Source organism: Candidatus Thorarchaeota archaeon (assembly GCA_021498125.1).
GTDB lineage: Archaea > Asgardarchaeota > Thorarchaeia > Thorarchaeales > Thorarchaeaceae > B65-G9.
This window is the reverse complement of record JAIZWL010000001.1, coordinates 193,447-218,255: the sequence shown is the minus strand read 5'-3', so window position 1 is coordinate 218,255 and position 24,809 is coordinate 193,447. Positions and strand designations below refer to the sequence as shown.

General features: G+C 46.5%; 26 protein-coding genes and 1 tRNA gene. 21 read left to right on the top strand and 6 right to left on the bottom strand.

Annotated elements, in window-relative coordinates; all coding sequences use genetic code 11:
- Positions 1–543, top strand: coding sequence for a hypothetical protein (locus K9W43_01250; GenBank protein ID MCF2135840.1), 543 nt, complete (start codon positions 1–3; stop codon positions 541–543).
- Here the strand turns inward: K9W43_01250 and K9W43_01245 are convergent.
- On the bottom strand, positions 540–1,274 hold the full coding sequence (locus K9W43_01245; protein MCF2135839.1) for a PAC2 family protein: 735 nt from the start codon (positions 1,272–1,274) through the stop codon (positions 540–542). The genes K9W43_01250 and K9W43_01245 overlap by 4 nt on opposite strands.
- Before the next feature lie 209 nt (positions 1,275–1,483).
- Here K9W43_01245 and K9W43_01240 point away from each other — a divergent pair, with 209 nt between their 5' ends.
- The 7 genes from K9W43_01240 (at position 1,484) to K9W43_01210 (ending at position 7,551) form a co-directional block, all read left to right on the top strand.
- Positions 1,484–3,694 carry a hypothetical protein gene (locus tag K9W43_01240; GenBank protein MCF2135838.1) on the top strand — a complete coding sequence of 737 codons (2,211 nt, stop codon included), beginning with the start codon at positions 1,484–1,486 and terminating at the stop codon, positions 3,692–3,694.
- A 75-nt stretch (positions 3,695–3,769) separates the two neighbouring features.
- Positions 3,770–4,915, top strand: coding sequence for an ADP-forming succinate--CoA ligase subunit beta (gene sucC / locus K9W43_01235; GenBank protein ID MCF2135837.1), 1,146 nt, complete (start codon positions 3,770–3,772; stop codon positions 4,913–4,915).
- Complete coding sequence (gene sucD, locus K9W43_01230) at positions 4,916–5,785, top strand: succinate--CoA ligase subunit alpha (protein ID MCF2135836.1); 870 nt, start codon at positions 4,916–4,918, stop codon at positions 5,783–5,785. It abuts the gene before it with no gap.
- Between the two features lie 119 nt (positions 5,786–5,904).
- Positions 5,905–6,063 (top strand): 50S ribosomal protein L40e, encoded by a 159-nt coding sequence (locus tag K9W43_01225; GenBank protein ID MCF2135835.1) that lies wholly within the window; start codon positions 5,905–5,907, stop codon positions 6,061–6,063.
- Positions 6,064–6,398: 335 nt separating this feature from the next.
- Positions 6,399–7,040 carry a hypothetical protein gene (locus K9W43_01220; GenBank protein ID MCF2135834.1) on the top strand — a complete coding sequence of 214 codons (642 nt, stop codon included), beginning with the start codon at positions 6,399–6,401 and terminating at the stop codon, positions 7,038–7,040.
- A gap of 152 nt (positions 7,041–7,192) precedes the next feature.
- Positions 7,193–7,299, top strand: a tRNA-Val gene (locus K9W43_01215).
- Between the two features lie 36 nt (positions 7,300–7,335).
- Positions 7,336–7,551, top strand: coding sequence for a 60S ribosomal protein L38 (locus K9W43_01210; protein ID MCF2135833.1), 216 nt, complete (start codon positions 7,336–7,338; stop codon positions 7,549–7,551).
- Here the strand turns inward: K9W43_01210 and K9W43_01205 are convergent.
- On the bottom strand, positions 7,548–8,816 hold the full coding sequence (locus K9W43_01205) for an MBL fold metallo-hydrolase (protein ID MCF2135832.1): 1,269 nt from the start codon (positions 8,814–8,816) through the stop codon (positions 7,548–7,550). The genes K9W43_01210 and K9W43_01205 overlap by 4 nt on opposite strands.
- A 179-nt stretch (positions 8,817–8,995) precedes the next feature.
- Here K9W43_01205 and albA point away from each other — a divergent pair, with 179 nt between their 5' ends.
- Both albA and K9W43_01195 read left to right on the top strand, forming a co-directional pair.
- Positions 8,996–9,307, top strand: coding sequence for a DNA-binding protein Alba (albA, locus tag K9W43_01200; GenBank protein MCF2135831.1), 312 nt, complete (start codon positions 8,996–8,998; stop codon positions 9,305–9,307).
- Between the two features lie 81 nt (positions 9,308–9,388).
- Entirely contained in the window at positions 9,389–9,964 is a 576-nt protein-coding gene (locus K9W43_01195) for a hypothetical protein (GenBank protein MCF2135830.1), read from the top strand.
- A 21-nt stretch (positions 9,965–9,985) separates the two neighbouring features.
- On the opposite strand, the gene truD is transcribed toward K9W43_01195, so the two are convergent.
- Together truD and pth2 are read right to left on the bottom strand one after the other, a co-directional pair.
- Positions 9,986–11,332, bottom strand: coding sequence for a tRNA pseudouridine(13) synthase TruD (gene truD, locus K9W43_01190; protein MCF2135829.1), 1,347 nt, complete (start codon positions 11,330–11,332; stop codon positions 9,986–9,988).
- Positions 11,333–11,341: 9 nt separating this feature from the next.
- Entirely contained in the window at positions 11,342–11,710 is a 369-nt protein-coding gene (gene pth2 / locus K9W43_01185; protein ID MCF2135828.1) for a peptidyl-tRNA hydrolase Pth2, read from the bottom strand.
- Positions 11,711–11,796: 86 nt separating this feature from the next.
- On the opposite strand from pth2, the gene K9W43_01180 reads away from it, so the two are divergent.
- The 10 genes from K9W43_01180 (at position 11,797) to K9W43_01135 (ending at position 20,947) form a co-directional block, all read left to right on the top strand.
- A complete protein-coding gene (locus tag K9W43_01180) occupies positions 11,797–12,996 on the top strand; it encodes an NAD(P)/FAD-dependent oxidoreductase (GenBank protein MCF2135827.1) in 1,200 nt (399 codons plus the stop codon).
- A gap of 45 nt (positions 12,997–13,041) precedes the next feature.
- Complete coding sequence (locus K9W43_01175) at positions 13,042–14,418, top strand: tRNA pseudouridine(54/55) synthase Pus10 (GenBank protein ID MCF2135826.1); 1,377 nt, start codon at positions 13,042–13,044, stop codon at positions 14,416–14,418.
- Positions 14,419–14,505: 87 nt separating this feature from the next.
- A complete protein-coding gene (locus K9W43_01170) occupies positions 14,506–14,802 on the top strand; it encodes a 50S ribosomal protein L21e (GenBank protein ID MCF2135825.1) in 297 nt (98 codons plus the stop codon).
- A gap of 9 nt (positions 14,803–14,811) precedes the next feature.
- Positions 14,812–15,147, top strand: a complete 336-nt coding sequence (locus K9W43_01165) for an RNA polymerase Rpb4 family protein (GenBank protein ID MCF2135824.1) — start codon at positions 14,812–14,814, stop codon at positions 15,145–15,147.
- Between the two features lie 112 nt (positions 15,148–15,259).
- Complete coding sequence (locus K9W43_01160; GenBank protein MCF2135823.1) at positions 15,260–15,865, top strand: DUF655 domain-containing protein; 606 nt, start codon at positions 15,260–15,262, stop codon at positions 15,863–15,865.
- Positions 15,865–16,740: a 16S rRNA (adenine(1518)-N(6)/adenine(1519)-N(6))-dimethyltransferase RsmA gene (rsmA, locus tag K9W43_01155; protein MCF2135822.1), complete on the top strand. Its 876-nt coding sequence runs from the start codon at positions 15,865–15,867 to the stop codon at positions 16,738–16,740. Before K9W43_01160 ends, rsmA begins: the two co-directional genes overlap by 1 nt.
- The gene (locus K9W43_01150; GenBank protein MCF2135821.1) at positions 16,737–17,339 is read left to right on the top strand and encodes a methyltransferase; all 603 of its coding nucleotides are present in this window, start codon (positions 16,737–16,739) and stop codon (positions 17,337–17,339) included. Before rsmA ends, K9W43_01150 begins: the two co-directional genes overlap by 4 nt.
- Positions 17,340–17,387: 48 nt before the next feature.
- On the top strand, positions 17,388–18,164 hold the full coding sequence (locus tag K9W43_01145; GenBank protein ID MCF2135820.1) for an FKBP-type peptidyl-prolyl cis-trans isomerase: 777 nt from the start codon (positions 17,388–17,390) through the stop codon (positions 18,162–18,164).
- A gap of 115 nt (positions 18,165–18,279) precedes the next feature.
- The gene (gene psmB / locus K9W43_01140) at positions 18,280–18,918 is read left to right on the top strand and encodes an archaeal proteasome endopeptidase complex subunit beta (protein MCF2135819.1); all 639 of its coding nucleotides are present in this window, start codon (positions 18,280–18,282) and stop codon (positions 18,916–18,918) included.
- Between the two features lie 115 nt (positions 18,919–19,033).
- Positions 19,034–20,947: a beta-CASP ribonuclease aCPSF1 gene (locus K9W43_01135; protein ID MCF2135818.1), complete on the top strand. Its 1,914-nt coding sequence runs from the start codon at positions 19,034–19,036 to the stop codon at positions 20,945–20,947.
- 2 nt (positions 20,948–20,949) lie between these two features.
- Here the strand turns inward: K9W43_01135 and sepF are convergent, their stop codons facing one another.
- Positions 20,950–21,351, bottom strand: a complete 402-nt coding sequence (gene sepF / locus K9W43_01130) for a cell division protein SepF (GenBank protein MCF2135817.1) — start codon at positions 21,349–21,351, stop codon at positions 20,950–20,952.
- A gap of 121 nt (positions 21,352–21,472) precedes the next feature.
- On the opposite strand from sepF, the gene K9W43_01125 reads away from it, so the two are divergent.
- Positions 21,473–24,136, top strand: a complete 2,664-nt coding sequence (locus tag K9W43_01125; GenBank protein MCF2135816.1) for a DEAD/DEAH box helicase — start codon at positions 21,473–21,475, stop codon at positions 24,134–24,136.
- A gap of 9 nt (positions 24,137–24,145) precedes the next feature.
- Here K9W43_01125 and K9W43_01120 read toward each other — a convergent pair whose 3' ends face one another.
- Complete coding sequence (locus tag K9W43_01120) at positions 24,146–24,739, bottom strand: RNA-binding protein (protein MCF2135815.1); 594 nt, start codon at positions 24,737–24,739, stop codon at positions 24,146–24,148.
- Between the last annotated feature and the right edge of the window lie 70 nt (positions 24,740–24,809).

Here is a 24,809-nt window from a genome sequence, read left to right as displayed (position 1 = left end):
ATGATTCCGGAGTTAGTCGAGCCAATCATTTGGACAGAGATAAAGACCCAGATTGATGATGACTTTGGAAAGGGAGTCACTCAGAAGATTCTGGGGGACATGGTTCCAGTCATGCTGAAACGTGGAGAGACTCGGTCATTCTATCTCATACCGGGAGAGTGGCTACGCTCAATAAATATGGAATTTGAAGGTTTTACAGTATCATCACTAGGCATATGGATGGGAGATATGTCAGATGGTCGATTTAGACTGAGTATAGCAATCCTTGAGGACATTGCAAGATACACTAACAGAGTCCTAGTGGTCTCAAAACGCGGTGCCGAATCTTTCACCTATGGTCGTAGCATCCTACGAGAGTCAGTTGTGTCAATATCGCCAGGATTGAAACGGCGTCAGCGGGTCATCGTAAGAGACACACAGGGAAACTGTATTGGTCTAGGCGCACTCTCCGTTGACGCTGCACGAATCGATCGATTGGGACCTGAGAAACTCGTTGCCAAGAATCTTGTAGATATTGGGTGGTATATTCGCAGACTTGGCTAGACGAACATATCTGTTGAACGATCATCAGACTCAATTGACTTGCGCATCTTCTCCAGACGCTCAATCTCCTTGCTCTCTTCAAGCAACTGATCAACGCTGGCATCTAGACCATATACACTGTTTATCTTTTGCAACATGGTTGCAGCAGAACGTGGATCAGGACGGCCGCGTGTGGCATAAGTCAAAAGTCCAAGACCGGGATAATCACGCATCTCCAGCTCTGCAAGCAGAAGAGCTAATGGCCCTGCAACGAATAGACCTTCCTCAAGAAGAGGGATAGACCACTTGTCCAAACGATCTTTGTATGCTGTTGTCGGAACACAGCGCATGTCCTCATCATCCTCCTTAAAGCTGGCATCCAGACCACCAAGCAGGAGAATCTCTTCAAACTTGTTTTCAACAATCCATCGGGCAATACGATCAATAAATTGCCACTGTTCGGACTGATGTGGTTGAAACCGTGGCACGAGAAAGATGAAGTTCTCGTATGAATACAGTTCAAAGGGGAGAACCAGTTTTTCATTCTCCATTGATACAAACAGAGGAAGCATATCTGTCTTGATGAAACCGACTCTACGGGCGTCTAATGCACGTGTGAGATGTGCAGTGCTCAGAAACCCGACCTCACCAAGTCCATGAAAACCACAGATAAAGGTCGAACCCGGAGGAATCTTAAAACCGTCTTTCAGAATAATCTCAAATCCTGAGTCTTTAGTTGCTACGAAAGCCATTTCGCTCAGACCTCTATATCGACGAGCTTGACCAGTATTCTAAGAACTCGCCAATATTATCGGAAACTAAATCCCTTTTGTACTTGTATATGCGTCTACGTAATAATCACTTGATTGGAAAAACACAAACAACTCACACCAGGGCATTGTATAATTGGTACAAAAGACTATTAGGCGTTAAGCTAACCATAGTTAGCTTGGAGATAGGAATGAGCACGCTAGCGGAACTCGAATACGAACAGGTATCCCCACGCCTTCTAGAGATTCTTCGCAGACAGGGATATACAGCTCTGACAGAGTTTCAAAAGAGTGCATTGGAGGGTGGCTTGTTCCGCGGGAAGAGCCAATTGCTTGTGACTTATGATTATGACGAGGCCTATGATATCGCCGAGTTTGCAGTACTCAACACACTGGCCATGGATATCAGAGCTCGGGGGATTATCCTCTGTCCCAACCCACATCTTGTTGAAAAACGGTTACGTGCCGTGAAACCTATATGTCATAAATTAGGAATTGAAACAACATTAATCGCACGACGGAAGACAGCAACTCGTGCAGAGTGGGAGAGAGGACGACTCATCATTGCATCGTTCAAATCATTCACTATAGCATTACGCAGCCATCCCGAAATTCTAGAGGGAGTCCAGAGCGTTCTTGTAGAACGACTTGATCTAATAGGAGACCCTTGGATTGGGGCACGTCTTGAGAATGCTCTTGTGACCATGAAGATTCATTCTCCAAATCCTCAATTCATTGCAATTCTCCCACAAGTGGCTGATCTGGATGATTTGAGCAGGTGGCTCGATGCAGAGATAGTAGAGGATAGAATATCTAGAGTCAGACGCATATTTAGTGTGAAAGCCTTTGAGAGTATTAACGAGTCCATTATAGATCTTACAGAGTTTGCTCAGTATAAACAGGGCCAGATAATGATTCTTTGCTCAAACATCAACACATGTGAGAGAATAGCACTCCAACTCGCAGGCCTGAGCGAAGAACCAGGACCAAGCTTAGATCTGAGAATCATGCCAGAAAAACAAGATGATCTTCGAAGTATTGCACACATCATCAGTCAAACATTCCCAGAAAGCAACCTCACAGAAAAATTAACGAGTACCTTACAAAGAGGGATAGGCTTTCTCCATGAAGGGGTTCCAAGGTCTCAGAGAAGAGAGATCTCGCTTGCTTGGGAGGAGGAGAGAATTCCTGTTCTGATCATGCCCATAAGATTTGCAATTGCGAGCGGCCTCAGAGCATCATTGGTCTTCGTGATAGGAGTCTTCATGCAGAACCTAGGCAGCGATCTATCTGATGATGAAGAACTGACTATGCTCACAGAATGGCAACTCTCAGAGGTCTTGTACTCGGCAGGACGGAGCGGTGCAGATACAGAAGGTTTTGGAATTGTGGTCGTAGATAACGAGTCCGAACGCCAAAGAGTGTTAGGGAAATTCTTTGTGAGAGGTGAGGAGGGGATCTTGCCTCAACTGGGAGAAGTCGATAGCTCGATGGACGACCCTGAGAATGCACAGGATCTCATTCTGAGCCAGATGTGCCAAGGTGAGGAACCTGCTGACTCCCCCTTTGCCATACTTGGCCATACCTATTGGGCTGAGAGCAACCGAGTCACAAATATTCAACAACAGACGGAGGCAGGAGGAGAAGTGCGTGCTGAAACCCTTATTACTCTCAGAGCTACCAACTCCACTATCAAGCGTGCAAAAGCGATTCCTGATTCTTCGGTCAAGCTCGTTTCGGTCACACCCACAAAGATCGAGGGGTTAGTCCATAGTGGTACGCGTGAGCTATGGCATTATGTTGCACTAAAGGCAGATGAAGGAGTTTCCTGTTCTTGCGAGTCATGGAAGTATCAGGGAATAAGTAAGCATAGACTTTGTAAACATCTGGTGAAGTTTGCAACATTTGCACTCCGCGAAGAGGAGACCAAGCCCTATGCAGCATCGGTAATTCAACAGGCTCTACGAGGGCTGGGACTTCTTGACGAACTTGAACGGGCAGGCCTCATAAGAAGAGAACGTGGAACGACCCGTTGTACTAGACTTGGAAGAGATGTGGTGATGTTAGGAGTCCCTGTTGCTGATGCAAAACGAGTACTGAACGCAATTAGGAAGCAGAGAAGCGGTCTCAAGAAGATACTCAGCGACATTGCAGCAGCACGTACAGGGATACCTCAGGAGATCATCGAGCACGTGATAGAGCATCTCCCAGCCGAGGATTTTGCAGACCTCATCACTAGGGACGACCTGCCCGGCCTAGTTGAGAATGTGATTGAGGAGGTCCAATACATCAATACAATTCTACTTCGTTTAATGAGCAAGGAGGCAAGGCAAGGTCTCAGTCGAGAGGCTCTATCACTCCACAACAATTTGATGAAATTATTAGAGTCACACAATATGTGAGTGGCTTCTCAATCTTTTTTAGGGAGTGTCAAGTGCGGGGCGCATGAAGACCCCACAGGCCATAGGTGGATCACAATGAAACTATTTGAACATGAAGCGAAGGATGTGTTTCGCGCCTTCAAGATGCCGACCCCACCTGGCGGGGTTGCCAAGACTCCTGAAGAAGCAAAAGAACGCGCTAAGGAGATTGGCAAACCAGTCGTTGTCAAGGCACAGGTGCTCTCGGGAAAGAGAGGAAAGGCAGGAGGAGTCAAGTTTGCAGTTACTCCTGATGAGGCTGCAGAAGTCGCTAAACAGATCCTTGCAATGAGGATCAATGACCTGCCAGTTGAGGCAGTTCTTGTAGAAGAGAAACTCGATATCGCACAGGAGATCTATGCAGGAATCACTATTGATCGCAATGAACGCAAGTATGTTGTGATTGGTAGTGCAGCAGGTGGCATGTCCATTGAAGAGCTAGCTGAGACCCAACCGGAGAAGATCATCAAGAGACATGTAGAGCCACATCTCGGATTTCAGAGCTATGAGGCCCGTGAAATGGCGATTGCGATGGGCTTCAAGGGAAAACAGATCTCCAAGCTTGCAGGATTCTTTGTCAAGCTCTGGAATATTGTAGAGGCGTATGACGTGGAGCTGACCGAAATCAACCCACTTATCCTGACAAAAGATGGGCGATTCTTAGCGGCTGACGCACGACTCAATATCGATGATAATGCCTTATACAGACACAAGGACTTGATTGAGAAATTAAAGAGGGCGCCCGTGGAACAGAATGAACGCGAGCGTCGTGCCACAGAAGAGGGAATGGCGTATGTTGAACTTGATGGCGACATCGCGTGCATCTGTAACGGTGCAGGACTGACTATGGCAACTCTTGATGCAGTATCACTACATGGTGGTAAGGCAAGCACATTTCTGGACCTTGGCGGTGGTGCCGACGCCGAACGTGTATCTCAGGGAATTGAGATCGCTCTGATGTATCCCAAGGTCAAGGCCATCCTGATCAACATCATGGGTGGAATCACTCGGTGCGATGAGGTCGCAAAAGGGATTGTGACTGCCCGTAAGGAAAAGGGAATCAATGTACCGATGGTCATCAGAATGGTCGGAACGAATGAGGAAGAGGGCCAGAAGATTCTCAATGACGCAGGAATTCCATTCCTCAGTACAATGGAGGAGGCTGCCTCAAAGGTGGTCGAACTCGTGAAGGAGGTCTCATAGATGGCGGTACTTGTAGACAAAGACACTCGTATAATAGTCCAAGGAATTACTGGATCACAGGGAACATTTCACTCCGCGGCCATGCTTGAGTATGGCACCAAGATTGTTGCGGGAGTCACTCCGGGAAAGGGTGGTGCTGAGGTCAATGGACTTCCCGTCTATGATAGCGTTAGAGAGGCGAAGGAAGCTCATGATGCGACCGCCTCAGTTATCTTTGTACCAGCCCCATTTGCTGGAGATGCAGCACTAGAGGCCATCGCGGCTGATCTCAACCCTGTTGTGATCATCACAGAACATGTACCCGTAAAAGATGAAATCCAGGTCATCCATGCAGCAGCAAGGAAAGGCATCACCATAATCGGCCCCAATACACCAGGAATCATCACCCCAAGCGCAAAACAGAAACTGGGCATCATGCCAGGTCATGTCTTTGCGGATGGCCCTGCCGCACTCATGTCACGAAGCGGTACTCTCACCTATGAGATCGCCGCCGGAATGACGAATGCAGGCATCGGCATAACAACAGCCATCGGCCTCGGTGGAGACCCTTGTGTAGGACTCACCACGGTTGAAGCGGTTCAGATCTTCGAGAAAGACCCACACACCAAGGCAATGGTCTTGGTAGGTGAGATTGGTGGCGATGCTGAAGAACGTGCAGCAGCCTACATCAAGGAACATGTGGACATTCCTGTCGTCGGTTTCATTGCGGGCAGGACCGCACCACCAGGTAAGAGAATGGGACATGCGGGAGCCATCATCAGTGGAAGCTCAGGTACCGCTGCTGCCAAGATAAAGGCGCTCAATGATGCAGGCGTCCGTGTTGCTGACAGACCTAGCGACATCCCACGACTGCTCAAGGAGATGTTATAGTATCTAATAGGTCTCGGCCGGGCGTGTCGCAACGATAGTTTTTTAACACGACCCGGCTGGGATTCCAGAGCGGATTCAATGAACACGCATTCCCGCTGTATCTTAAAGAGGTCAATAATATGCCAGTTGCGGATATCGAGAAAAGAAGACTCGCACAGCACTATTTGCTCTACAAGTCAGTATGCCGATACTGCGGTGCCACAAATCCGCTTAAAGCAAAGAAATGCAGAAAATGCAAGACAAAAGACCTCAGGCCAAAGAGACGTTCAAAGAAGTGATCGATATATTCACGTTTTAAAGCGTCTATATCTAGTCGTACGAGCGTGTGTGTGTTTCGTTTCATAATTTGTTAATTAATAGTCATATATTATATTTTACAACTGATGGACGGGACTTTTTGATTTTTTGCAAAAACTTATGAATACAACCGCCCATGAATAAGACAGGTGCATTATGAGGCGTAAAATCATTTTGCCGTAATGACAGAGAAACAGTAAATCGCTGTTTAATGACGTGTAGATCATCTAACAACAATGCACTCTAAACGGACAACAAGATTACGCCTCAAGCAACCTATACACAATACAACAAGAGGACGGTGCTAATTAATTAAATGCCATTTGAAGATGCTGAATCAAGCAGTGCCAAAACCACAATTGGAGTTGGATTGATTGGTAGCATTATTACAATTTCTATGAACATTGTCAATCCGCTCGTTATGATTGCATTAATGGCCAATGGCCCACCACAGGATTTCATGACGAGCTTGGCAATAATAACAATATTATTTGCGATAGTAGCGACTATTACCAATATTTTACTGGGTATTGGTTTCTATGGACTCTCACAAAGGTATCAACAAATACTATTCGCAATTGGGGGGATCATACTCGCATTTAGCGTACTAGTAGTTCTTTTCACTTCAATGATGATCCCACTCGTGGGATATGGCATATTGATAATTAATGATGTAGTGGGGATCATAGTAGCGCTGATCTTGTTTGTTCCGCTCATGTACATCAGAGAGAGAAGCGCATCGTCAAATGCCACTCTGCTCGCTGCCATAGGATTTCTACTTTCTATCGTCGGGTATATATCCCACTGGTTTGTTGGCGGGCCAGAAGGGATGATAAGCCCAATGTTCGTTATTACAGCGCCAATCGCCTTATTTTCTCAAGTCACCATATTGCTGTTCTTTTATACAGAGTGGAGAAAACTACCAAGCGGAGCATCGGATTTGCCTGACACATGGTAGACCATACCAGAAACGGAAAAGTACAATAGAGCCGAGTGGGGAGTGTCAGCAGACAATCTCCACTTGTGCTCTCGCACCAGTGGAATGGCCAAGATAAAAATGTACATTCAACGATATCTTTATCTTTGTGGCCATTTCCAACGCCTTTGAATGGGCCGGTGATCTAGTTGGCTATGATGCCGCCTTCACACGGCGGAAATCGAGAGTTCAAACAGTTCAGGACTGAACCTTGCTGGAGCAAGTCTCTCCCGGCCCACCATCATCCCCATAAATAATCAAAATAGGGGCCAAATCAATGCCGAAACAGATCTACGATACCGAAAAGTTCCTCGAGATGTCTGAGGATGCAGTGGAATGCCGCGTGAAGAGAGGCAGTGATAAGGTCAAACTAAAGCTTCGAACGAAGCGCTATCTCTACACGCTGATAGTTGACCCACAAGAGGCAGAAACGATCCTTCAACGCATCAAGTGCCAAGTTGTTGAGGCCCGACCTACAAAGGAAGAGGCTTAGACCTCAAAGGACTCATCAACTTCAGGCACCACTGCTTTTCGCCCATGTTCTTGGAGTTTCTCAGCAAGAACATCACACGATTCTGATTCCCCGTGTACAATATAGAAGAGGGGATCACCAGGAATTTTGAGAAGATGACTCAACAACCCCTCTGAGTCAGAATGACTACTGAGATGGTGATAGAACACATCAGCCTCGACCTTGAAGGTTCTCTTTCCAACCGTCACCTTATGATGCGCAAGAAGCTCGGCACCAGGGGTCCCAGGTATCTGAAAGCTTACCAAGACAATTGAGTTTCGAGGATTGTCATGGACCATCTTGAAGTAGAGGTGAGATGCACCACCCTTCAACATTCCCGCAGGTGAGATAATGATACCACCATTACGTACAGCGCGAACCCTATCGCGGTGTTCTTGAATAACTTGAACTCGCTGAACAGCCCGCTCAAAAGTATGAGGGGACATTATGTATTCGGGGTGACGGGTCAAAATGTCATTGACCTTTCGTGCCATGCCGTCCACATAGACTGGATATTTCTTTGTCAAGCCGTATCGCTCAAGAATGCACATGATCTCTTGGCTTCGGCCGACTGCAAATGCGGGAATCAACACTGTCCCATCGCGTTCCATGGTCAGCTCAATCGTATGGACAAGATCTTGCTCAATCTTCTCACGAGGCGGATTAATTCTGCGAGCGTAGGTGCTCTCCGTGATAACAACATCATGTTTTGGAAGATTATTTCGAGCACCAGGATTCAGCTGTGACTCGATTGCATTAAAGTCACCAGTAAATAATATACGCTTGCCATCGACCCGTAACGACACCATTGCACTGCCAGGGATATGGCCTGCATTGAATAGAGTCATCTCGAAAGAGCGACCTAAGGGAACCGTTTCCTCGTATCTCGTTGCCTCGCACTGTTTTCGAACCAGACTAATGTCGGTCCGCGCAAAGGGCATTCGGCCATGTGATATATTGTACATATCACGAATCAAAAGGACAGAGAGATCTCGAGTTGCGGGCGTACAAAAGAGCGAGAGATCAGGGTCCTCAGTCAAAATTCGGGGGATACCACCAGAGTGATCCAAATGGGCATGAGTAAGAGCAATGCCCTGAAGACCTTCAGTAGATATCATTCGTGGGAAAGAGGGAGGATCTTGAAACTTGGTCCCATAATCAACTAAGAAACTCTCATTTTCGTGTTCAACTAAGAAGCCGGACCGGCCAATCTCGCGGCAAGATCCTAAGAAGGTCAATTGTGTCATTCGGTCAACATCCAATGTTCGCAGGTCGAGGGAATAAGAAAAGCTTTGTGAAAGGAACACATAATGAGGTAATAGTGATACATTCATTCCAAAAATCAAGCATAGAGGTATTCAAAAGCGAAATCAATATATGATGCGCAAACCAATGAAATATCCACATCACTAGGGAGAGAGAACTGGTGACGGAGGAGAAACTTGGGAGCCATGCCGAAGGCTCTAACGCTGAGTCGACCATCCTAGTCGGTTCTAAAAATGTCATGTCGTATGTCTTGGCATGCAAGACATTGTTCGATAAAGGTGCTCAAGAGGTCGTTATTCGAGCACGTGGACGCCTCATCAGTCGTGCGGTCGACGTCGCTGAGATTACAAGGAACAGATTCATGCCAGATCTCATCGTAAAAGACATTACAATTGGAACAACAACTGTGCAGACCGACAAGGGGAGCGAACTCAACGTTTCAACTATCGACATAGTGCTCGCCAGACAGTAAAATCAGTGATAACAGAACTTTCATATGTCCCTCGCTACAGGGAGCCTGTCAGTGGACACTCATTGAAACGAGGGTTACTGTATGAAGTTACCCGTGTGTATTATTGATTTGGAGTCAGATTTCCTTTGCCCGAGCTGTCAAGATAAGCTTGATCGCGGGCGAATTGATCAGTTTGATATAGAGTTCTCTAAATGGATTCTGGAACGGGCAAAAGAATATCTCGACCTTGATAAGTTGAACCTGCTACGTGCCATTCGTATTGAAAATCGTCTTATACTTGTGGTAAAGAAGAGCCGTGATATTCTTCTTGCAAATACCGAGTTAATGGAGGAAATGAAGGAAAAATTCGGAGAGGTCTTGATTCTTGAGGGACCTGCCAAATTACGAACTATTGTACGGAAACTCATCGCACCTGCTATTGAAGTCGGTATAAACAGCCTCTATCTTCCAGATGGATTTAGAGAGAGCATTGTAATGCTGAGAAGCGAGGATAGGGGGCGCATTCCATATTCGAAAGAAGAACTTCGAGAAATTGTTTCGGCCGTAACCGGAGAGAGTGTTATTTTCGAATACCAAGACGAACGCGAGGAAAAGAAACGTGAAGATGTTCCAGACGTTCTTGAAGATCGACTAAGGGGACTATCAAAACGTCGATAAAATGAGAACTCTCAACCGCACCTATATGCGATTGATAGGATGGTTCTTCATTATTTCTCTCATGACGACTGTGGCATAAGATCCTTTACGCAGAGAGAAGCTTGCAACAAGATCGTTCTCCACACAGTCCAAAGACAAGTCAAGAGGACGAATAGAGATGAGATGCAGTCCACCAGCAGAGTCCAACGCCCGACTCCGAGGATTCCGGAAATCCATGAGTGAGATATTTTCTTCTTTGAGAAGGTCAAGTAATAGATCAGTCTGCCATGAGGGAGGTATTTTCGTCGAGTAGCCCGGAACTGGTGCAGCAAGACCGTAATGGCCAGCACTTACTTCCTTACGGTATTCATCGATAGTTCGCTCGGTGACAAAAATCCAAGAGTCCCGACCAGTGTGAGGCGAATCAAGCTGGATTAGAAAGTCACCCACTTCAGGTACTGTTATCGGTTCACCTTTAGCTGCACGTCTGCTTATCAAACGGTTAAACAAGTAGGATTGATAGGCATGAACGAATAGAGTCTGCACACGTACAGGAATTTGCGCAAAGGCCTTTTTGTAATCATGGGGGGTCTTGATCAACTGACGCAGAACAACACGCTCGTAACGCAAATCTTCTGGGAATTGAGAGATGATCTCATCGGTCGGAATCAATTCTTCGGCCAATCGAACACGAGCCTCGGTAAGAGGCGCAGGATCATATTCACTACGTGTCGTCAAGATTATTCGAACTGCATTCTCAAAATCATCTTTGAGCAACGCTTTACCCACGAGATGTGTGTAGGGGCGAATTACACCAAATCGCTGGACACCAAAATAATTCAACAGAGGAGTGGCACCAATTTTCTGCATCAGATCATGTGCAAGTTCACAATCAACATCAGCATCTCGCAAACGAATAGTGAAGCGATTGCCCCAGAGATCGCCGATTTGAACTGAACGCCGCGTGTATTGAGGGTCACGAATATTGATTCTTGCAAGCCTTAGATCAAGCAGCCTCTCAATTGATTGAGAAGGCACAGACATCGCCTGAACTGTGATAGCACGTTTATCTTTGAGACCTGCATAGGACACATATTTGTGAGGGATTCGTAGCTCAGCAGCGAGAATTGTTGCAACATCCATTGTAGAGAGGCCAATCTTCTGAACGACAAAGGTCGCAAATCTCAATCGCTTCCCACTTGGCGGAGAGAGCGATTCTTCGGAAGACTGACGCTGCCAAGGTTGTACGTGAAGCACTTCTCTCTCAGGCGTGATCTCTTCAACAATAAAGTCTTCATAACGCTGCTTAATCCGCCCACCAATACCATCAAAATCGGTGGAATAGTACTCTATTCCAAACTGCTGTTCAAGCGGATGTGCTTCTCGCATAATCAGACCTCATAAGAGTTTGAGACTGCCTGTCACCTTGTCGATCAACTCTCCCTGTGCAGGACCTATGCCGATGACAGTCATGGTCCCAGGAGATAGTTCTGTCAATCCGGCATCCCGAATGAGAGCATGGGGTATTCGATGAACGACTGCAAGCCTCCTGAGCTCCAGCAGTTCCTCCTCAGATCCCACCTTGACTGCGACCTTTTTCTGGCCCTCCCGTAGCCAAGCACGCCACACATCCTGATGCGTGACACGTGTGCGTTCAGCAGCACTGACTGCACCATGGGCCACCTGCACAGCGATCTTGCCTTTACTCATCCCAAGATCGGTACGAACTGCTATGACTTGCTTGTATCGGAACTGAGGGCCGCTCATCAATTGTTCACATCCGTAGTATCTGTCAGACCAGCTAATGCCAGAGATAATAAGGTATACCATTTGTCATCAAGATGGGAACCACCTTGAGTCCGGACATTGCGATAATCGGTGCAGGCCCAGCAGGGCTTCTTGCAGCACGAGAAGCTGCACTTCAGGGGGTTGATGTTCTGGTATTAGAGGAACATGAAGAGGTGGGAGTTCCTGATCATTGCGCAGGGCTATTGAGTGTCACAGGTCTTGCATCATTGGGATTGAAACCGCCAAGCCATGTGATACAGAATCATGTCAGGGGAGCTGTGATTTACGCCCCTTCAGGTCACTCGATTCATATCGAGAGAGGAAAACGAGAGGCACTTGTTATCGATAGACGGGCGTTTGATCGATGGTTGGCAGAGAGAGCGATCAATTCGGGTGTTGAGGTTCGAACAGGAGTCAGGGTCACAGAGGTAATCCATAAGCAATATGTTGAGGGAGTCCGGATAGGCAAGGATCGAACCGATCTAAAAGCATCAGTAGTAATAGACGGTGAAGGTAGCCGATGTGTCATATCAAAGAGTGTTGGATTACCGGGAGTCCCACGGAAAAGCATGAGACCTGCTTACCAGTTTGAGGTAAGAGGAACAAATATTCATGAAGACCTCGTAGAGATGTTTTATGGCAATCAGATTGCACCAGGATTTTTTGCATGGATCATCCCCTTAGGGGAGGGGCGGGCGAGAGTCGGGCTTGCAGCACGGGATAGATCAAAAATACGGCTTCAGGCGGCGATGAAACATCATCCAATTATTAGAGAACGGCTTCAAGATGCCACAATTGAACGGGGATTTGGAGGAATCGTACTTGTCGGATTGCCTGTCAAACGAACATACACAACAGGTCTCATGGTTGTTGGTGACGCCGCAGGAATGGTGAAAGCAACAACGGGAGGAGGTGTGATAATAGGAGGGGCAATCGCACAGATCGCAGGGGTGGTTGGAGCAGAGGCTCTCAAGAGAGAAGATGTGTCGCAACAGATGCTCGAAAAGTATGAGCGCGCATGGCAGGCACGTTATTCACGGGACCTCAAGGCAATGTATCTGACTCAACAAGTCATAGGGGCTCTCAGCGATAAGGGGCTTGATCTATTAATCAGTAATGCTGCTGAATTAGGACTGCTTGATACGGTCAAGAGAGCGGGAGACATGGATATGCAGGGAGAAGTCATCCTAAAACTGCTAAGAAGGCCTGCAACGGCCCTTGCGGGTCTCAATGTCATCCGTCATCTCAATCTTATTCACCTGTGAACATGTTTTTAGGCGGTGGGCAAATCGAATCTTTGAGGCCCGCTTATGTCTTCAGACCAATCACACAATGTTGTTGAGACCGCCAGAAAGATAATTGAAGATGGGCCAGTATGCGATCGCTGCCTTGGCCGCCAATTCGGATGGCTTAGTACCAGTAGCTCAAACTTGGAACGAGGAAGATCAATCAAACTTCTGCTCTCAATGCAGGCGGATTATGACATCAAATCTGGAAACGTGGACCAAGGAAAGAGTCTGATAGCCCTCCTAGCAAGTAATGGGATGTTTGAACCTGCGGAAAAGCTTGCTGAAAAGAATGCAATTACGTTCGACCATAAAACGGAGTGTCGGCTTTGCTCAATAGACGGTACAAGTGTCTTTGAGAGAATTCCAAATATAGTTGAGCGCGCAATAGAAAAGATTCGGGATATTGAGTACAATAACATTCTGATAGGATGCAAGGTGGATCCAAGGCTTGTAGATGTGGAAGATGAATTACGAGCCAAGTTCAATATTCTATATGGAGAGTCACTCAAATCCGACTTTAATCGAGAACTTGGAAAACAAATACTTGCACGCATAGGAAAAGATGTCGAGTTTAAGCGCCCAGATCTGGTGATCGGGTACAATATGGCCAAAGATAGTATTTGGCTTCAGATCAGCCCAATTTTCATCTACGGGAGATATCGCAAACTAAAGAGAGGAATACCACAGAGCAGATGGGACTGCAAGGCATGCCACGGCAAAGGTTGTGAACTCTGTGGATGGACAGGACGAAAATATCCGGACTCTATTTCTGAGTACATAGGCATCCCCATGAAAGAAGCAGCAAAGGGCACCAAGTTCAAACTCCATGCAGCGGGGCGAGAAGACATCGATGTGCTTATGCTGGGAGAAGGCAGGCCGTTTGTTGTAGAGGTCTCAGAACCGAAGATCCGCACGTTGGATCTTGATGCCTTAGCACGCGAGGTAAACGAACGCGCAGAGGGAAAGGTAGAGATCCATTTACTCAAGATGACAAGAAGAGAAGTGAGTCAGCTTCTCCAAGAACGTGCATCTCAGAATGTAAAAGAGTATGAGGCATTGATCAGAACAGATGAACCAGTTGACGAGAACACACTCCGACAGCTAGAAGAAAAGTTCAGAGATATCACAATTGAACAACGCACCCCTACAAGAGTAGCTCATCGACGTGCCGATAAAATCCGTATCAAACGCATATACGAGGTACGATTAGAAAAAATCGATGAGACGACGATCAAGGGGAACTTTCGAGTACAAGGAGGAACGTATGTCAAGGAACTGGTATCGGGTGATGAGGGCCGGACACGCCCATCTATTACAGAACTATTAGGCTCAAAAGCCGTATGTATAGAACTTAATGTCACGGCCATCTACGAGGTAGAACCAGACCATAATCCTTAAGTGGCCACCCAAGTGGTCATGCTGGAACTCGTCTATGTCATAGTATAGACAATTGACGGCTCACAGACAACATAGAGATGAACTGCCATGGTCAAAAAGAGTCATGGATACCGCGCAAGAACACGAAGTTTGATGTCCAAAAAGGTTCGGAAACGTGGCATCAGCCCATTGAGCACGGTCCTACGAGACTATGAAGTTGGCCAGCGTGTCGATATTGTTATTGATCCAGCATTCCACAAGGGCATGCCACACAAGAGATACCATGGCCGAACTGGGGTTGTCGTGGGCAAGAGAGGTAGAGGCATTGTTATCAATGTCACTCTGGGTAAAGCAGTCAAAGAACTGATTATCAGACCAGAACACCTTCGTCCAAGTAGGGGCTGAGGGATTCAAATGCCAAAAGAGATCGTTAGTCAAGAGGAGATACCCCTCCCTCAAGTGAAGAAGATACTCAGTAAGCGATCAAAAGAGGGAGACCTGTCATTTCAACAGTCAATAACATTGGAACACGCAGCTGCTTTTTCGAAGATGGCGCCAGCAGTAGCAGCAAAGCTCGTCACTCGACTGATGACCAAGTTTGAGTTGAACCGGGGCATTGCTGTGCAGATCGTAAATATCGCGCCAACTACCGAAGAAGAGCTTAAGGTCATTCTTGGATCACAGGCGAGCAAATTCTCAGATGAAAAGATCATCGAGATCATTGATATGGTCATGAAGGCCCGCTCTTGATGTAGTGACTGCCTGATTCAATGCGAGTGGTGATGCGCCACCCGATTAGTTTTTATCACGAGTATGTGATGTTCTACTTAATGTGGTCTAGAAGAAAGTGGAGAATGACAGGATGGATGGAACTCAACGACGCATGCACGAGAGTCACGCATATATCCTCGCAGTCATTCCGCCGAAGGTATATTTGAGAGATACAAGGCCACGTGGGATTACAGTCGCTCAAGCTGTAGGTGAGTCGTATTTTACACTCCTAGAGGTCGTACCAAATCGAGGAGCCAATCTGAGACCTCACGAACGAGTATCACTTGACAGATCAGCACGGAACAGGATTGAACGTGTGAGCCGTAGACTAAGATATGAAGATCTTACTCCAGAAAGCACTGCTGAATTGCCGTTAGTAGTTGAGATGATAGTCACCAAACATGAGAGCAAGTTCGTTCAATTCTTTAACGAGGCCCCACCGATAACAACCCGTAAACACTCACTTCAATTATTGCCAGGCATTGGCCAAACGCTGATGTGGGCTTTACTCGAGGAGAGGAAAAAGGAACCATTCAGGAATTTTGAGGACATCTCTGATCGCACCAAACTTCAAAATCCCAAGAAGGTAGTCACTGCAAGAATCATTCAGGAACTGCAGGGCGATGTTAAACGATGGCTGTTTGTGAGACCACCCCCTCAAGAAGAGGAACGAATTGAAAGAACCAGATATAGGTGATGACTCTGTCGTGGCATGATACCACACGCATGCTAGAGTCCTATGGTTTCATACCCAAGAAAAGGAGAGGACAGACCTTCCTTGTGGATTCACGTGTTGCAAAAAGCATTGTCGAGGCTGCAAAGGTCACAAACAAAGATCACGTTCTTGAGATTGGAGGTGGCGTGGGAGCCCTCACAGAATGGTTGGCGCCCAGAGCGGGTCGGCTAACAGTCATTGAGATAGAGCCAGTACTTGTACAAATTCTCCGAAAGCGTTTTGGTGACCATGAGAATGTTGAGATCATCAAAGGGGATGCACTTACAGTACCACTCCCCAGCGTGAACAAGGTTGTTGCAAATCTCCCGTACAGCATATCTTCGGAGATCACGTTTAGGTTGATTCGCGAAGTGGAGTTTGAGTATGCCATTCTGATGTTTCAGAAAGAGTTCGCAGACCGATTATTTGCAGTCCTAGGAACGCAGACCTACTCGCGCCTCTCAATCGATGTCCAATACAAGATGGTCGTAGAAAAGCTCTTGGAGGTTCCTGCCAGCAGATTCTATCCAAGGCCAGCGGTGGACTCGATTGTAGTAAGAATGAAACGAAGAACCGAGGGGCCTTTTGCAAAGGATGAACAAGTATTCTACTGGATGGTTCATGGAATCTATGCGTATCCAAATAAAATCCTTAGAAAGGCATTACGTATCTGGTTCAAAAACATGGGAGCGGAGAAACCTCTTGTAGAAACGCTCATCAAAACATGTGGAGATGTAGTTGATGGCTCCGAACGTCTTCGGGCGCTATCAATGGAGGTGCTTGTGCATCTTGCCGATTGCATTCTAGAACTTGTGGAGAAGAAACAATTACCAGATCCACGAGATGATGACAAATGAAACAGGTTGTGACAAAGATCACGGCGCCTGAGGGGGTCTATCCACCATCAGAAGACACCTTTCTATTAGCGGATGCCATAGATTTAACTTCAGATGATTCTTTTTTGGAAGTCGGATGCGGAAGTGGATATATTGCAATTAATGCGTCAATGATCACACACAATGCGATTGCAATTGATGTGCTTCTAGATGCTGCACGCACCACCAAGAAAAATGCACAGGCGAACGGAATTGATCATCTCACGATTCTTCAGAGCCACCTCTTGTCTGGACTTGGTACGAGTGCCAAATTTTCAGTCATAGCATTTAATCCACCATACCTTCCACAAGATGAAGAACGATCCGATTTGGACGGGGCCTTGATTGGTGGCGATACTGGTGTCGAGATAACTGAGGAGTTTATTTGCCAAGCTGTTCCGCATCTTGCAGAGGACGGGTCGCTGTATATAGTGGTTTCAACCTTATCTCACGTCGATCGTATTGAGATGCTTATGCGTGCAATGGGCTTAGAGGTGTCAGTCATTAAGACACAGAGGTTGTTTTACGAAGAGGTTCGAGTCATAAAGGGGACCAAGGGGCACAAGGAAACGGTTTTATGATAGCTCGAATGAGGAGCGAGAGACTGGAGCCGATAAGGTGTATCGCTAATGTCTGAAAAAGAGGAAAAAAGAGAGACCACGCCCAAAAAGAAGACCACAAAGAAGACTGAAACAAAAGTCAAGAAAGGAAGTCTAGTCTATGTGGATTATGTGGGCAGAGTAAAAGAAGACAATGAGATATTTGACCTGACGATTGAAGAGGTCGCAAAGAAAGAGGGGGTCTACAATGAACGAGGCAGATACGAACCCATGCTCGTGGCGGTAGGTCATAATTGGCTCCTTGAGGCGATTGAAGAAGAACTCGAGGGTATGAAGGTGGGAGAGAGCAAGCATATTGAAGTCCCACCAGAGAGAGCGGCTGGTCCGCGAGATCCCAGTAAGATCAAACTATTTCCAAAGACCAAGATATTGAAGATGGGAATCCGACCAATAAAAGGCGAACGCGTCAAGATAGGAAATGATGAGGGAGTCATCACGCTAGTCACAGGAAGGAAGGTCAGAGTTGACTTTAACAGTCGTCTTGCTGGAAAGACTCTCGTCTTTGACATCACGGTCAAAGGAATAGTGAGCGATACAAAAGAGAAGATCATGGCCATAGTCAAGCGGCGCATTCCAGGAATCCCCGATGAGATGTTCAATGTTTCTAAATCAAAGGGCATTGTCACGGTTGAGATGCCCGAATTGACTCGATATATAGAAGGGGTACAGTATGCTGAGATTGGCATTGCGTCGGACATCATTAAGATAATGGACGATGTAAACGAGGTCAAACTTGTGGTGGTCTACAAACGGAAAGAAGAAACACCACCAGCACCAACCGAGTAGACAATGAAAAATCGATAATTCATTCCCTATGAAAAACCTTTTAATATCGAGGCCGTGAGATGTCATTGTCACTAGTTCTCCTAGACACTGCTAAATTCCTAGGGAGTTACTCAACATGGAACGTAACATGCAGCCCCCTGCTGAATTGAAGACTGGAACGACCACAGTAGGTATGATTGCCAAAGACTGTGTAGTTCTCGCCAGCGATCAGAGAGCAACCATGGGATACCTAATCGCAAACAAATCGGCTCAGAAGATCTACAAAATCACCAACAGTATTGGGGCCACGATTGCCGGCTCAGTTGCTGATGCACAGGCAATCATGGAACTTCTACGGGCTGAGTCAAAGTTGTACGAGATCCAGCGTGGACGACCCATGAGGGTAAAGGCTCTAACTCGGCTCTTGGCGAACATCATGTTCCAAGCAAGGGGAGGATATATGTTGCAGTGTCTTGTAGGAGGATTTGATGATGCAGGTCCGCAGGTGTTCTATACCGACTTTATTGGGTCGGTCTTGCCGGACAAATTTACAGCCACTGGATCGGGATCGCCTGTTGCACTTGGTGTTCTTGAAGCTGGATACAAAGATAACTTGACTAAAAACAAAGCAATCGAGCTTGCAGTGAGAGCAATAGCTTCGGCCATTGAACGTGATGCTGCTACTGGTAACTCAATCCTTGTCAGTGTGATTGACAAGGACGGCTATCAAGCAATCGACAAGGACACAATAATGAAGATCTGGAAGAGTCAATAGAGATCCAGATACCTTCGTCCCCCAGCAATGGCGAGAGATTCCGAGACCACGGGATATGAAACCATTGATAGAATAAGAGGGGCTTGCTCCCTTCGAATGAGAGAAGTGACTCCAGATGAATTCGAATTCTGAAAATGAATATGAGGATATTAGAGAAGTGGTGATGAAAGCACTTCCAAGGTCGGCTGCAATTAGCTCCGTGGAGTACGAGGGACCGGAAATCGCAATTTATTCCAAGGCCCCCAAGATTCTTCTCGATGATGGTGATGCAATTAAGGCCCTAGCAAGAAAGATGAGAAAGCGGCTTGTTGTCAGATCTGCTCCAGAGGTAAGACTTCCATTTGAGGAAACTGAAAAGACCGTTCGCGAACTGGTCCCACCCGATGCGGAAATCACATCAATTGATTTTGATACGTCACGTGGCGAGGTAATTATAGAAGCACAAAAACCGGGGTTAGTCATTGGAAGGAGTGGCGCCACTCTAAGAGAGATCACCCGACAGACGTTCTGGAGACCTAATGTACAACGGACCCCACCTATTGAGAGCAAGCTTATCAAACAGATCAGATACATCATTCAGAGCGAGGCTGAAACCCGAAACAAAGTGTTCAGAGAGATTGGAAAACGCATTCACAGACAGCCCATCCTCAATAATGGATGGATTCGCCTGACGGCATTAGGAGGCTTTCGAGAGGTCGGCCGCGAGGCGATGTTCCTTCAGACCTCCGACAGCAATATTCTCATCGACTGTGGAGTCAATGTAGGAGCCCCAAGCAGAGCATTTCCACGATTGGATATGCCTGAGTTCAATATTGATGAACTCGATGCGGTCATTGTAAGTCACGCACATCTTGATCATTCAGGGATGGTCCCATTCCTCTTCAAGTATGGATACCGTGGCCCAGTATACATGACACATCCAACACTCCACCTCTCAACACTTCTTCAATTGGACTACCTAGATGTTGCTGAGCGAGAGGGCAAGCTTCGACCGTACAGAGATCGAGATGTCAAAGAGGCAATCTTACACACCATTCCCCTTGGATACGGTGAGGTCACAGATATTGCACCTGATGTACGATTGACCCTACATAATGCAGGTCATATTCTTGGGTCTGCAATAATTCATCTGCATATTGGTGATGGACAGTATAATCTCGCATATACAGGCGACTTCAAATTTGGCAGAACTCGACTCCTTGAGCCAGCCACCTTCACATTCCCCCGGCTGGAAACTCTCATTATCGAGAGCACCTATGGGCATCCTACTGACAAGATGCCACCAAGACAAGAGGTCGAGAAAAAGTTTGCAACAATAATCAAGAAAGTCATCGAGCGTGGAGGAAAAGTCCTCATTCCTGTACTGGCTGTCGGACGTGCTCAAGAGATCATGCTGGTCATAGAAGATCTCGTTTCCAAGAAACGCATTCCAAAAGTCCCTGTATTCATTGAGGGAATGATCGCACAGGCCACGGCCATCCATACCACCCACCCCGAAGCATTAAGCAAGAAAATCAGAGAGATGATCTTCCATCAAGGAATCAACCCATTCTTGAATGAGATATTCGTGCAGGTTGACAACCCCGAACAACGCGAAGAGATAGTCAATGGTGAACCCTGTATAATCATGGCCACCTCAGGCATGCTTGCAGGAGGACCAAGTGTCGAGTACTTCAAACTATTAGCAACGAATGAGAAAAACGCACTCATCTTTGTCAGCTATCAGGGTGAAGGGACTTTAGGCCGACGGATTCAGAAGGGATGGAAAGAGGTCCAAATGTACAATCGGGAAGGAAAAATGACGGTCATTCCTGTGCATATGCAGATAGAGACCGTTGAGGGATTCTCAGGCCACTCCGATAGAAAACAGATCCTCAACTACGTCAAACGAGTCAGCCCTGTACCTGAACGCATTCTGACATGCCATGGTGAGGCATCCAAGTGTCTGAATCTTGCCTCTACGATCCATAAAGCGCTCAATGTTGATACAAAGGCGCTGATGGTCACAGAAACTATCAAGTTGAGATAACATCAGAAGCGCACGAATGAGGGTGTGACGATTAGACACTTCTCATTGACCATGGCAATGTCAGCGTTGTATCCTCGTGTTTCACCACGGATTCGCTCAATTATCCGTTTCAGTTCGAGATACGATTGCTCTTGCCCATTATTCAGCTGCGTGATGTCAAGCAAGACAATGTTCCCATTACGAATCTCATTGACCACAAAGGGAACATCCTCAAGGGATTGTAACGATTTTGAGCGGATAAAGATCTGATCAAGTTCGGCAAGACGCCGGGTCTCACGCACAGGATCAGACTGTGGTAATTGCAAGGCGGGAGAGAAGACACCTAATGATGCATGTGGGGATATAGGTGGTGTCTGTATTTCGCGTGGACTCTCATCATCCGTCTTTCGCTTGAATAACCGCACTTTCATCTACCTCGTAGTACGAATAAATCGGTCTCATGAAAAGAAAAGAGCGAGTAATACAGACTCCCAGTGGAATCACCTATAAGTGACAAAAGCTCGGTATTTACGAGTGGCCTTCAAGATGACCAAGCCGGGAAGTGTAGATAATCTAAGGGCACGTCTGAAAGCCCTAAGCAACCGTTATGCAGTAGATATTCTAAAAGCACTCAGTCCACAAGAGGGCGATATAGTTCCAACGCTTGGATGGGAGGGAATAGTTGATAGAGTCTTGGAAAACCAGGGATTTCCAAAACCAACGACCATCATCGAGGGGGAACGTACTCAGGAACAGCAACAGTATGAAACCCGAAAAAAGCAAATCTCTACTGGAGGAACACTTTACGAGAGCATGGAAAAACTCGTCAACACGGGTTTTGTAAAAGCAATGGGCGAGAAGGGAAAGAAACGAAGAAAGTACATGATCACACATGATGGCAGACTTGCTCTTGCGGCCGCCGAGCTGATTCTCGGTCCTACTCCAAAAGATACAGAGATGGGGCGAGCGGCAAAAATCCTTCTTAGATACAAAAACTTTGTACGACTGCTTCCCGCACAAGCCAAATTCCTCAACGAAGTGAAAGATGTTGAAGGTAATTTGATATTACAAATGCCTCCGGGATCTGGCAAGACCTTCATTGGAATGATGATAATTCTCACTCGTCTCCAGAAGGGCACCAAGTGTTTGTACCTGACACCATTAATTTCGATTAGTAGGCAATTTATCACAGAGTACAAGGATCTGCTTCAACAACTTGGATACTCAGTAGTAAGATACGACGCACATTCTGATGCGTCGGATGAGATGCTAGAAGAAGCTGATCTCATCGTTGGAATCTATGAATCAGTCCTGACTGCATCCATCAGAAGAGAGAACTGGTTAAAGAAAATCGGATTGACTGTTGTTGATGAACTTACAGAACTTGGAGGCGCTACTAGCAAACCGACCTCACGTAAGTTAGGAGACGATAGGAGCTGCAGGTTGGATCTACTCATTACATGGTTGAAGAATCGCTCACAGATAATAACCCTCTCCTCAAGGTTTGGGGACACGGACACTGTTGCAAAGTGGTTGAAAGCAGAGGTCTTTCGCCCTAGTGTACGACTCGTCCCTGATGAGTATGTTGTTGTCCCAGATGGGGAAAACGTCCGAATCACAAGTGCTGATGGAACCCATCACTTTCTGAGCTCAAAAAAGAGCAGGCTTGACGCAATTCATGAATATATGGGGGACTACTCCAGAAAGGCATTACTAGTCGTAGTTGGAAGTAGAGAGAATGCAGAACATTATGCAAGACGGATTGCAGAGTCATATCCACGACCCATTGACGAAAAAGTCATTGATCGAATAATTGGGTCTGGCGAACAGTTGCCTGCTGCCTCACGACTAAGACAACTACTCAAACAGGGTGTAGCATTTCATCATGCAGGACTAAAGACCGATTTGAGGGGGCGACTGGAACACGAACTCAAATTGGGTAACGTCCACTGTGTTGTTTCAACTACTGGGATTGCATCTGGCACCAGTTTTCCATTTGATGCGGTAGCAATAATGTTTGGACGCGGATTACAGGCTTTTGTGAATAGGGCACGGTATCTTCAGATCGCCGGGCGCATCGGTGAATATTATCTTGCAGAACATGGAGGACAGGTGTTTATTGCACTTCCAAAAGAGTCCTCTGATGACGGAGATGTAAGTGAGATCGCCCAAGAACTATTGCACAATCCCCTAGAACCATTGTGTCCCGGCCCTGTCGACCCATATCTGATGTGCTCGGTCCTTACTAAAGAGATTATCACCCATCGAAGAATAGATCAAGAAAAAGTCACTAGCCAACTTCACCAGCTTATTCAGAAGACACTTAGAGGAACTGTTAATCAAGACTATAAAGACAGTGCTCGCGAGCAGGTTGCACGTATTTACAAGTGGATGTGTTCTTCAGGAATCCTAACCTCTGATAATGCGGGGGTCTATGTCAGTAAGGACGCCAAAAATGCAATCCTCGGTGGAATGAACCCATTAGACTACATCTCAATACGAGACCTACTACTAGACGACTCACTACCTGATGAAGACGATCTTGTGGAGATTCTATTGAAGTTTAGACTAGTTCAGTCGAGCCGTCCCCGGACCGTCATACCTACAAAAATCGAGATGGACGTGGCCAATTTAGAGGATCTTAATGACTGGTATCGTGAACAGGTACCCAAGAGGCTCACTGTCAAGAGAGAGGTCATTCGAGGATGGATTAACGAGAAACCTATCAAAGATTTGATCGAGCAGGCTATAGAAAGGGGGATTGAAGGCAACGATAGAGCAAGGCGGTGGATCGGTCTAGATGAAGGGGACATGACCACAATGGTAGACTGGGCGGCGGATATTTCAACAAATATTGCAGACTATCTCAAAAGGGGAGGCAGGAAAAAACGCGCCAAATTATTTCAGATATTTAGTAAACGACTTCGTTATGGTCTCAAAGAGGATGCGGCGACGACGAATCTCATGACTCTAGAAATCCCAACTAGTAAGGGAAGATCCCGACACTTTTCCCGCACAGAGATTAGAACATTAATTGATAATGGATACACATCCATAGAGGCCATAGTCAAAAAGGACATTGATTCATCCAAACGCAAACCTGCGAGAAAACGGTTTGCTGAGAACTCTGGCCTTGATCAAGAGTATGCAATAGAAGTATACAAGGCGGCTTTGCAATATATTCGGTCTCAAGCTATTAAGGAATCATAACGAAGAAGATCACTTTGTAAATTCCCAGATGTTATCTCCGATATGATGCTTGGAATAGATGACCTTCCCACCTGATACTGCACGCATCTCATCTGAGCTCATCACAGCAATACCAAGTGCCAGGGGCTTTCCATGGCGTTCATCTACAACTGCAACAACAGAACCCTGCTGTATACCATCAGATACAGCTGTGACACCGGGGCGCATCACATCCGCGCCATTGACAACGTATTTCACTGCACCCATATCCACTGTGACCTCAGGAAGTGTGATGTAACCTTCTAGGACAGCCCTTAGAGACGGAAACATCGTACCCTCGATCTCAAAAAAGAGAATTTCGCCATTAAGCAAAAAAATCGTGGAGCCATCTTCAAGTGTACCAGCCTCTATACGTGCGTCATCAGGCAAATGCACTGGGGCACCTATCAACTGCTCTATTTTTTTGATCTCTGCTTTCTGCTGCTTTCTCTTCAGAAGATGTCGGTTCTTGATACGTTCAATCTTTGGCATTGCAAAATTGCTTAAGAGATGTTCCTTTTGAAACCTCCGAACTAGCATATCGACATCTTCAAAGAAGGAAACAATAAGATTCCTCATCGTCATCTTTTTAAGCCCTCCAAAGAGGGTAGCGCGCGCATCGTGTGAGCGTATCTCACGATCACTTCTAATGATG